The sequence below is a fragment of the Rothia sp. L_38 genome (genome assembly GCF_050689125.1).
Taxonomy (GTDB): domain Bacteria; phylum Actinomycetota; class Actinomycetes; order Actinomycetales; family Micrococcaceae; genus Rothia.
In genome coordinates, this window is the sequence record NZ_JBOEQD010000024.1 from 1 (window position 1) to 8182 (window position 8182).

8 protein-coding genes and 1 pseudogene are annotated in these 8182 nt (G+C 64.3%); 6 read left to right on the forward strand and 3 right to left on the reverse strand.

The window, feature by feature from the left end; genetic code table 11:
- Positions 1-640, reverse strand: a pseudogene (locus tag ACRCJM_RS11820) (DNA polymerase V subunit UmuC); the annotation flags it as partial.
- 254 nt (positions 641-894) lie between these two features.
- Here ACRCJM_RS11820 and ACRCJM_RS11825 point away from each other — a divergent pair.
- Together ACRCJM_RS11825 and ACRCJM_RS11830 are read left to right on the forward strand one after the other, a co-directional pair.
- Complete coding sequence (locus ACRCJM_RS11825; RefSeq protein WP_431465068.1) at positions 895-1434, forward strand: hypothetical protein; 540 nt, start codon at positions 895-897, stop codon at positions 1432-1434.
- Complete coding sequence (locus tag ACRCJM_RS11830) at positions 1434-2051, forward strand: hypothetical protein (protein WP_011867673.1); 618 nt, start codon at positions 1434-1436, stop codon at positions 2049-2051. The genes ACRCJM_RS11825 and ACRCJM_RS11830 overlap by 1 nt, the downstream gene beginning before the upstream one ends.
- A gap of 210 nt (positions 2052-2261) precedes the next feature.
- Here the strand turns inward: ACRCJM_RS11830 and ACRCJM_RS11835 are convergent, their stop codons facing one another.
- Both ACRCJM_RS11835 and ACRCJM_RS11840 read right to left on the reverse strand, forming a co-directional pair.
- Positions 2262-2927 (reverse strand): response regulator, encoded by a 666-nt coding sequence (locus tag ACRCJM_RS11835; RefSeq protein ID WP_185173910.1) that lies wholly within the window; start codon positions 2925-2927, stop codon positions 2262-2264.
- Positions 2924-4315 (reverse strand): sensor histidine kinase, encoded by a 1392-nt coding sequence (locus ACRCJM_RS11840; protein ID WP_185173909.1) that lies wholly within the window; start codon positions 4313-4315, stop codon positions 2924-2926. Before ACRCJM_RS11840 ends, ACRCJM_RS11835 begins: the two co-directional genes overlap by 4 nt.
- A gap of 143 nt (positions 4316-4458) precedes the next feature.
- On the opposite strand from ACRCJM_RS11840, the gene ACRCJM_RS11845 reads away from it, so the two are divergent.
- The 4 genes from ACRCJM_RS11845 to ACRCJM_RS11860 all read left to right on the forward strand — a co-directional run bounded on the left by ACRCJM_RS11845 (position 4459) and on the right by ACRCJM_RS11860 (position 7970).
- Positions 4459-5169 carry a phosphatase PAP2 family protein gene (locus tag ACRCJM_RS11845; protein WP_080972059.1) on the forward strand — a complete coding sequence of 237 codons (711 nt, stop codon included), beginning with the start codon at positions 4459-4461 and terminating at the stop codon, positions 5167-5169.
- On the forward strand, positions 5166-6092 hold the full coding sequence (locus tag ACRCJM_RS11850; RefSeq protein WP_011867677.1) for an ATP-binding cassette domain-containing protein: 927 nt from the start codon (positions 5166-5168) through the stop codon (positions 6090-6092). Before ACRCJM_RS11845 ends, ACRCJM_RS11850 begins: the two co-directional genes overlap by 4 nt.
- Entirely contained in the window at positions 6089-6820 is a 732-nt protein-coding gene (locus ACRCJM_RS11855) for an ABC transporter permease (protein ID WP_011867678.1), read from the forward strand. Before ACRCJM_RS11850 ends, ACRCJM_RS11855 begins: the two co-directional genes overlap by 4 nt.
- A gap of 862 nt (positions 6821-7682) precedes the next feature.
- Positions 7683-7970, forward strand: a complete 288-nt coding sequence (locus ACRCJM_RS11860; protein WP_431465069.1) for a hypothetical protein — start codon at positions 7683-7685, stop codon at positions 7968-7970.
- The last annotated feature ends 212 nt before the right edge of the window (positions 7971-8182 follow it).

An 8182-nucleotide genomic window follows, 5' to 3' on the forward strand; every position in this document is an offset into this window, starting at 1 on the left:
CCCGCACCGGCTCCAACTCCAATGCCACAACCCCATTAAGCTCCAGAACCGTCCGCATCAACACCACACTAAACTTCTTCCGAATCACCACAGGAGAAGCAGCAGCCAAATCACCAATCGACCGAATCCCCATCTTCTCCAGTTTTGCCGTCGTCCGAGAACCCACACCCCACACCTCAGACACCGGCAACCCACTAAACAAGGCCTCACGGCGCTCAGTTGGCAACAAATCCCAAACACACACCCCACCCAAAACCGGAACCTTCTTAGCCGTCTTATTAGCCAACTTCGCCAACGTCTTCGTCGAAGCAACACCCACACACACCGGCACTCCCACACGCCGCGCCAAATCACCCTTAATCTTCCGCGCCAGCACCACAGCCTCACCAGCAGACACAGGAGCCGTTAAAAAAGCCTCATCAATCGAATACTGCTCAAACTCAGCAGCCTGCTCCTGCAACACAGCCATCACCCGACTAGAAATATCCCCATACAACTCATAATTCGAGGACCTAGCAACCACTCCCTGCTCCCGAGCCCGCACCCGAATCTGAAACCACGGATCACCCATCGCATACCCCAAAGCCTTAGCCTCAGCCGACAAAGCAACAATGCAACCATCATTATTCGACAACACCACAACTGGCTTACCTTGCAAGGACGGATCAAGAATGCGCTCGCAAGATACATAGCAGGAGTTCAGAGACCGTGGCGTTGATTCTGGATACCGATGACGAGATTTTCATCGCGGCGGACGCCGCGGACATGGCGAAGCAGCTTGTCGGCCTCCTCTACGGCGGGTGAGGCACAGCAGAGCGTCGCTCCCGTGCCGAACGACGCCATCAAGATCATCTCCGGCCCCGCGAAGCTGGACGAGACGAAGGAGTGAGGACCATGTCCGACCAGAACATCAACATCAAGCTCGACCGCGGCGGCCCCGAGAACCACGCCTGGACGGTGCTGGGCACCCTGCTCGCCTGCGGCGCTGTCGGCATGGCCGCCTGGGCGATCTCCAACGCCGGAGCCCTGGACCTGGCTGCGACCGGCCTGTTTTTCTTCTTCATGCAGCTCATCTCGATGATGCTCAAGGCGGGGCTGATCGTCGTCCCGGAGAAGAACCGGAAGGACTTCGGCGAGACGCGCGGCCTGCTCAAGACCGCCTGGCGCGAGTTCCAGGGCCGCTCGCCCATCTGGCGGATGGCGCTGCTGGCGCTCGGCTTCACCGTCGGCTACATGATCTTCCGCTGGGGACTCTCGGTGGCGCTCGGCATCTTCAGCAACGTCTGGATCGCCGGAGCCGCCTCGGCGCTCATCGCGTCCTTCATCGTCGCGCCGCAGCTGTTCACGAACCTGGTCTCGAAGATGAAGACGAAGTCGGGCCTCCAGGTGAAGACGACCACTGGTACGCCCGATGCCGAGAGGGGTGACGTCTGATGACGAAGGCGGCGATCACGACCATCGGCGCAGCACTGCTGGCCGCCGCTGCTCTCGCGCTCAGCGGGTGCAGCTACCCCGGCGACGACGAGGACCGCGCCGCGTTCCATGCCGAAGCGCAGGATCCAGTCCCCTCGGCACCGGCTACCGAGCCTACCGAGCCGGAGACCCCGGCCGAGGAGACCGGCGACGAGAGCACCGAGGAAGGCGGCCAGGGCGAGAAGTCGGGCGCAACCGCGGACCTGGGCGTCGAGGACGGGCATGTCCAGTATCTCCGCGCGATCCAGAACTTCTCGCCCGCGCTTGAGCGCTGGGTGCTCGACGAGGAGGCGGGCGAGGTCACCTACGGGATCGTCAACTGCGCCGGCCAGACGAAGTCCGAGGGCGTCGCCACCCTCGAGCGGGTCGACGGCGGCGATGGAGCAGCGTTCGAGGCGACGTGGATCGGCAAGTCGCCGTTGGAGAACGTCGCGGCGGAATCGATACGCGTCGAGATCACCGAGGACACTTTGAAGAACTTCGCGGACGTTGCGACGTCCAGGACCGACATCGAGGCGAGCAACTTCGCTTCGATGTGCGCCGAGGTCGGCGAGACAGCCGCCGACTTCGTCTTCTGAGAATGACCACAAGAACGCCCCCAGATCTACTCCGGGACCTTCTCCGCGCGAGCAGGGTCGGACGCGACTCGGGAACAATGGTGCCGTGGCAGATTTCGACCTCCTCTGCGCGGCGCTTGTCTCCGCCCCGAAGACACCATCGAAGGTCTCGTCGCGGACGTTCCGAAGCTCCGGCACGACGAAGCCTGATCGTCGTCGTCCCGAGAAGATCTAGGCTCGTCCGGCGCGAAGGGCGATGAGGGCTGCTTCTACGCGGTTGCGCGCTTCAGTCTTCCGCAGGATCGCGGAAACGTGCACCTTGACGGTGCCGGGAGCGAGGTACAGCGCTTTCGCGATCTCAGCGTTCGTCTCTCCTTGGCTGAGCCGGATCAGGATCTCTCGCTCGCGAGCCGTGAGGCGTTCGAAGCGTTCGACGGCGCTCGCGTACTGGGTGTACGTCGTCGAGACGCCGGAGTCGAGCAGACGCCGGGCGACCGAGGGCGAGAAGAACGCTCCGCGACCGGCGACGGCGTGCACACCGGCGATCAGCTGGCGCGGATCGCCGGACTTGAGGACAAACCCGTCTGCGTCGAGCCGGATGGCCTCGGCGATGTAGTCGTCCTCCCCGAACGTGGTGACGAACAGGCAGGGGAGCGCGCTCCCGTCGGAGCGGAGCCGTTGCAGCGCGTCGAGTCCGCTCATCCCGGGCATCTGGATGTCGAAGAGGGCGACGTCGAGACGGTGCGCGTCGATCTTGCGCAGGGCCTCTGCTCCGTCGGCGGCCTGGGCTACGACCTCGATGGCGGGATCGGTGTCGAGGATCCCGACGATGCCGGTCCTCACGAGGGGGTCGTCGTCGGCGACCAGGACTCTGACCGGGGCCTCGGTCGCTGTCATCGTTGTCCTCCTGCGATGTACTCGGTGCTGGAGACCTCGTCCTGCGCGAAGCAGATCCGGTACACGTCCCCGGCAGCGTCGTCAAAGGTGTTCGCGGTCACGGCGTAGTCGTGGCAGTCGTCCGGTCGGTTCTCGCCCCGCCTGGCCGGCAGCTCGTGGCCGGGCAGGATCCGCTCGGTCTCCGCCCGCGCGTCTCCGACGCTGATGCTTGAGAAGGCCCCTGCCGACAGCAGCGCGCGGTGGTTCTGCACCACCGTCAGCGCCTCGACCGCTGCGAGCCCGACGACGACGATCGCCGCGGTCGAGGCGAGAATCAGTCGCTGGCGGAGCTTCGTTCTGCCGGTCGAGCTCTCATCGACGTCTCTCGTCGCCTCCACAGCGCGATCATCGTGCGTGCTCTGCTCCTGACGGCGAGTCGGGAGGACCGCAGAGAGGACGAACGCACTGTCCGTCTTCTCCGCGGCGAGTTCTCCGCCGTGGGCGCGGAGCTCACTTTCCAAAGTGCTCAGGCCCGTGCCCGCTGTGTGCGCGTCGGCAGGAGTCTCGCCGAGGGCGTTCTCGATCTTCAGACGCAGCTCGGCACCGACGTCGGCAGCGGTGATGTCGATTGGGGTGCCGGGAGCGTGCCTGCTTGCGTTCGTGATCGCTTCTTGTAGGACCCTCGTGACCTGCTCGCCTCCGAAGTCCTGCAGCCGCCTGGGTTCCGGCAGTCCTTGCACGGTGATGCGCGCACCGGCTGCGCGGGCCCGGGCCAGCAGTGCATCGACAGATGCTGCGCCCATTGGCAGCACGGGAGCGCCGGATCTGAGGTCGGAGACGGAGTCCCCCAGGCGTTCGACCGCGTGGGCGAGGTCGTTGCGGGCGTGTAAGAGCGAGGTGCGGGCGCTCTCGGGCAGTGCCGGGTCGATCTCGAGCCGTCCGAGATTGAGCGCGACGAGGCTCAACGAGTGGCCGAGGTCGTCGTGCAGCGACTGCGCGAGGGCGAGCCGGTCGGCGGTGGCGCGCTCCTTGAGCTCGGCCAGGCGCTGGACCTGCCGCAGCTCTCGCTCGCGGTCTGCCCTCCGCCCGAGGACGATGTACTGGCGCACGGCGAGACCGATCAGCCAGGGCACACCAGCGCGCATGAGCGCCGGGGGCAACTCCTCCGCGACGTAGAGCCAGTGCCCGTCGAGCCACGTGGCCCGGGCCATGCTCACGACGACCAGCACTGCCAGTCCTCCCAGGCCCGCGCGCGGACCCCTGGACCAGAGCCCGATTGCGATCGCGGCGATGCCGGTGAGCAGGGCCATGAAGAGGCCCGGCTCCGGCGCGGAGGCCAGCACCCCGAAACCGATTGCCGTTAGCGCGTCGACGCTCCGGCGCGCAGACGGACGATTAATTAGGGTCATGCGCTCCATTCTACCGGGGACCGTGGGCTCGCTGCCTCCCTCGATCGGGCGTGCGCAGCACCTCGCCGGTATGACCGTGGGCATAGACGAGTCGCCCCGCATGGCAGATTCTGAGGCCGAACCGCGTCTATAGTGTGGATTTCATGACTCACGAAACTTCGACGCGCACGCTTTCGACGTCGCGCAGATCCTCGTCCCGCCCCGTGCCGTGGCCCGCGCTGTTGATTGCCGTCGCAGCTCTTGCTGCCCTCGCTCTCGCGACGTATCCGGTGCGTGAGCGCCTCTTCACCGCTGTCGCCGGTCTCGCCGAGGGCTCGGCACTGGCCTCGGCGGTGGGATCCGTGGCCGAATTCGGTCTGCTTGCCCTCGTGGCGACCGCCGGCGTCCTCGCTCTCTGGTGCTGGCTGCGCGAGCGCCGGCGGTTCTGGCTCCTGGCGCTGGCTGGACTCGGCGTGATCACGGCCTACGGATTGAGCGAGGCCGTCAAGCTGCTGGTCGAGGAGCCGCGGCCCTGCAGCGTCGTCGACACTGCCACTGTGCTCAGCTGCCCCGGGAGCGGGGACTGGTCGTGGCCGTCGAATCACGCCGTCCTGGCCGCTGCCTTCGCCACCGCCTGCATCCTCGTCGTCCCCCGCCTCGCCTGGTTCGCGTTGCCTCTCGCGCTGGCGATCGCCGCCTCTCGAGTGGCCGCCGGAGTCCACTACGTCCACGACGTGCTCTCCGGTCTCGCGCTCGGTGCCCTCGTCGTCGCGGCCGTCGTCGCCGCGGCGTCGCCGGTGCTGGACCGGCGTCTGACTGGCGGACGGGACGGCCATCCGGATTCGGCCAGCCGGTCCCAGGGCGGGCGCGCATGATCGAGGTCGACCGTCTCTCGAAGCGCTACGGCCAGGTGACCGTTGTTGAAGGATTGAGCTTCACGGTCCCCGACGGATCCATCACCGGGTTCCTAGGCCCGAACGGAGCCGGCAAGTCCACGACCATGCGATGCCTCCTCGGGCTCCACAAGCCCACCACCGGAACCGTGCTCATCGACGGGCTCCCGCTGACCGCCCAGACGAGGCCGGCCGAGGTCGTCGGAGCCGTCCTCGACGCCTCCTGGTTCCACCCCGGCCGGACCGGACTGGCGCACCTGACGACCATCGCTGCTTCTGCCGGCCTACCCGACCGCCGCGCCTGGGAGGTACTCGAGGCCGTCGCGTTGACCCAGGCAGCTCATCGCAGGATCGGCGGCTACTCGCTCGGGATGAAGCAGCGCCTGGGGCTCGCGGCCGCCCTGCTGGGCAGACCGCGCAACATCGTCCTCGACGAGCCGATGAATGGCCTCGACCCGCAGGGGATGGAGTGGATGCGCGCCTTCCTGCGCGATGCCGCCGCGAGCGGCCACGCCGTCCTTGTCTCCTCCCACCTGCTCGGCGAGATGGAGACCCTCGCCGACCGCCTCGTCGTCATCGACAACGGCCGCTTGCTCGGCCAGTGGGACGTCGCCGATCTTCTGCACGCGCGCAGCCGCCAAGCGCTCCTCCGCACCGACGACGACGAACGCGTCGAGCAGGCTCTGCGCGGACTGCGGGTCCCCGTAACCGCACTGCCCGAGGGACTCTGCGTGACATTCGACGAGACGGTCCCCGACGCGCTCACGCTCTCGCGGACCTGCCGAGACCTCGACGTGCTCATCACTGCCCTGACGGACAAGCCGATCCGGCTGGAAGAGGAATTCCTCCGCCTCACCGACCGATCATCCGAAGCCGAACATGGCAAAGAAAGGCCCGAGCGATGACACGAGCATTGACAGCTGAGGTGCGCCGACTGCTCACCGTGCGCTCCACAGGCATCTTCGCTGCGCTGCTGATCGGCTGCTGCGTCGGCCCCATCGTCCTGATGGGCATCGTCTACGACCCGGCCTATCGAGGGCCGATCGACGCCGGTGATCTGGGCAAGTGCGTGAGCATCTTCCATGTGCTGGCCATCGTGTTCGCCGGCACACACACCGCGACCGAGATCAATGCGGGGTCGACGGCGCTGTCCTTCCTCACGCAGAAGAGTCGATGGGCCTCGTTGGTGGCACAGGCAGCGGTCCAGTGGGCGTTCCTCGCATTCGCGTACGTCGTCGGCATCGGCCTCGCACTCGTCGCGGCGAGGTTCTATCCCGACGGGCTGGCCATGTCGCCGCGGGGGTGGGCCTATCTCGCGGCCTATCTCCTCGTCGTTCTCCTGTGGGTGACGATGGCGACGGCGCTTGCCGTCCTCACGCGCTCCGTCGCGGTGTCCGTCGCCGCGCCGATCACGTGGATGCTCCTGATCGAACAGCTCGCGTCCATGGTCCCGATGCTCGAGGCGATCACGCCGTGGCTGCCGTTCAACGCCAGCCACATGCTCCTCGCCCAGGCACTTGGGGAGGCCCCTGCAGGCATGTCCGTGTGGCCTCCTGCCGTCGCGCTTCTCGTACCGGCACTCGGCCTGGCGGGCGCGGGGCTATGTGCCCATGTCCGACGGGACTCGGCGTGATGGGCAGGCCTGCGCCTCGCATCCGCCGCCCAAGACGGTTCGTCGCGTCGCAGGGCTGGGGCTGACTCACACCGCCGTTCAACAAACGGTCGTTGATGTGAACAGTGGTCCGGAGGAGCCGATCGCGAGCATTTCGCCGAGTGGGTGTTCACAAACCCGTTCAACTACATCTAGACTAGACAGAGGCAGTTGAACGGGTTAAATGACCGCGAGGAGGCTTCACGGCTCTTCTCCCGGAGTTTGCAACACCACCCTGGCGATTACCCGTTGCTGTAGGCGGGCCTGTTCCCAATCAGCCTCGGGCATCGTGAGATGCCTCGTAGCAGCGATTTCAGTTCGGTCCTCGCCCATCTCTGTCTCCTTGTGAACAGGACTTCTGACATTTTCAGCTTAGTGCACGCGAGTAGTGAACGGACAGCGTTCAATAGACGATTTCACAAGCCTGGCCATCCCATCCTGACTGTGCAAACGTCTTCTGAAAATGACATGCCCCGTTGGGGTGTACTCTACCGAACTTTATCTATTTCGAATCTGACAGACGCATCTTGAGAACTTGTGAAAAGTTCAGTCTCCAAGGGTACCCACACTTCGAACCCCTTATCCCCTATATGGCCATCCACCGCAGCAATGCTTTTCTGCATAACGGGGTCATCTTTCCAACTCGAGTCGTTTAGCACATAGACCGCAACGGCATCCCAAGCCTTTTCAAAGCAGAATTCCCTACCGTAAAGATAAGTAACCTTAGACGCTGCTGTTCTATCGAACGTGAATATTCTGTACTCAAACATGCCCTTATTGTAAAAACGGGGTGTGCACATTCCCGACAGTCAAAGAATAACCCCTGCACAAATAAGGACGAACGGTGACTACACTCGCCCACCAAGCAATCGAGAACACCCACCTGCACTACATATTTATCATCGCCCACGCACGCACCAGAGACTACACAGACGCAAAAGACGCAGCAGACAACGCCGCACGAACCCTCACCGCACTTGCTGCACTACTGCCCTCCACTTCTCCACTGTTTCCAGAAATGCGCCAGCTACGATCAATCATTCAAGCCGCACAACAAAGCCTCTCCCGACAGCAGCAACCCAAGGACTTAGGCAAAGGTCTAGACCTCATCACCACAATCCTTGAAAAATAAGCCGAAACTCGCGGACTAAACCAAATTGTGAAAGTCAGGTTTCAATTTCCTAGGGGGGTAACAATTCGACACACCCTCGTCCCCGGTTACCAAATTCACCCTTAGTCGTGGTAACTTACAAGTAATCGTTCAGCCCGCCTTGCACCGCCCTCTCTGGGAGGAAACCAAGAGTGGGCTGGATCTTTTTATTCCTGGAGTTTCACGCCTTGGTT

Bases quoted from the DNA above. Each gene is read 5' to 3' on its own strand.
- ACRCJM_RS11825 (WP_431465068.1), top strand. From the start codon at position 895: ATGTCCGACCAGAACATCAACATCAAGCTCGACCGCGGCGGCCCCGAG.
- ACRCJM_RS11830 (WP_011867673.1), top strand. From the start codon at position 1,434: ATGACGAAGGCGGCGATCACGACCATCGGCGCAGCACTGCTGGCCGCC.
- ACRCJM_RS11835 (WP_185173910.1), bottom strand. From the start codon at position 2,927: ATGACAGCGACCGAGGCCCCGGTCAGAGTCCTGGTCGCCGACGACGAC.
- ACRCJM_RS11840 (WP_185173909.1), bottom strand. From the start codon at position 4,315: ATGACCCTAATTAATCGTCCGTCTGCGCGCCGGAGCGTCGACGCGCTA.
- ACRCJM_RS11845 (WP_080972059.1), top strand. From the start codon at position 4,459: ATGACTCACGAAACTTCGACGCGCACGCTTTCGACGTCGCGCAGATCC.
- ACRCJM_RS11850 (WP_011867677.1), top strand. From the start codon at position 5,166: ATGATCGAGGTCGACCGTCTCTCGAAGCGCTACGGCCAGGTGACCGTT.
- ACRCJM_RS11855 (WP_011867678.1), top strand. From the start codon at position 6,089: ATGACACGAGCATTGACAGCTGAGGTGCGCCGACTGCTCACCGTGCGC.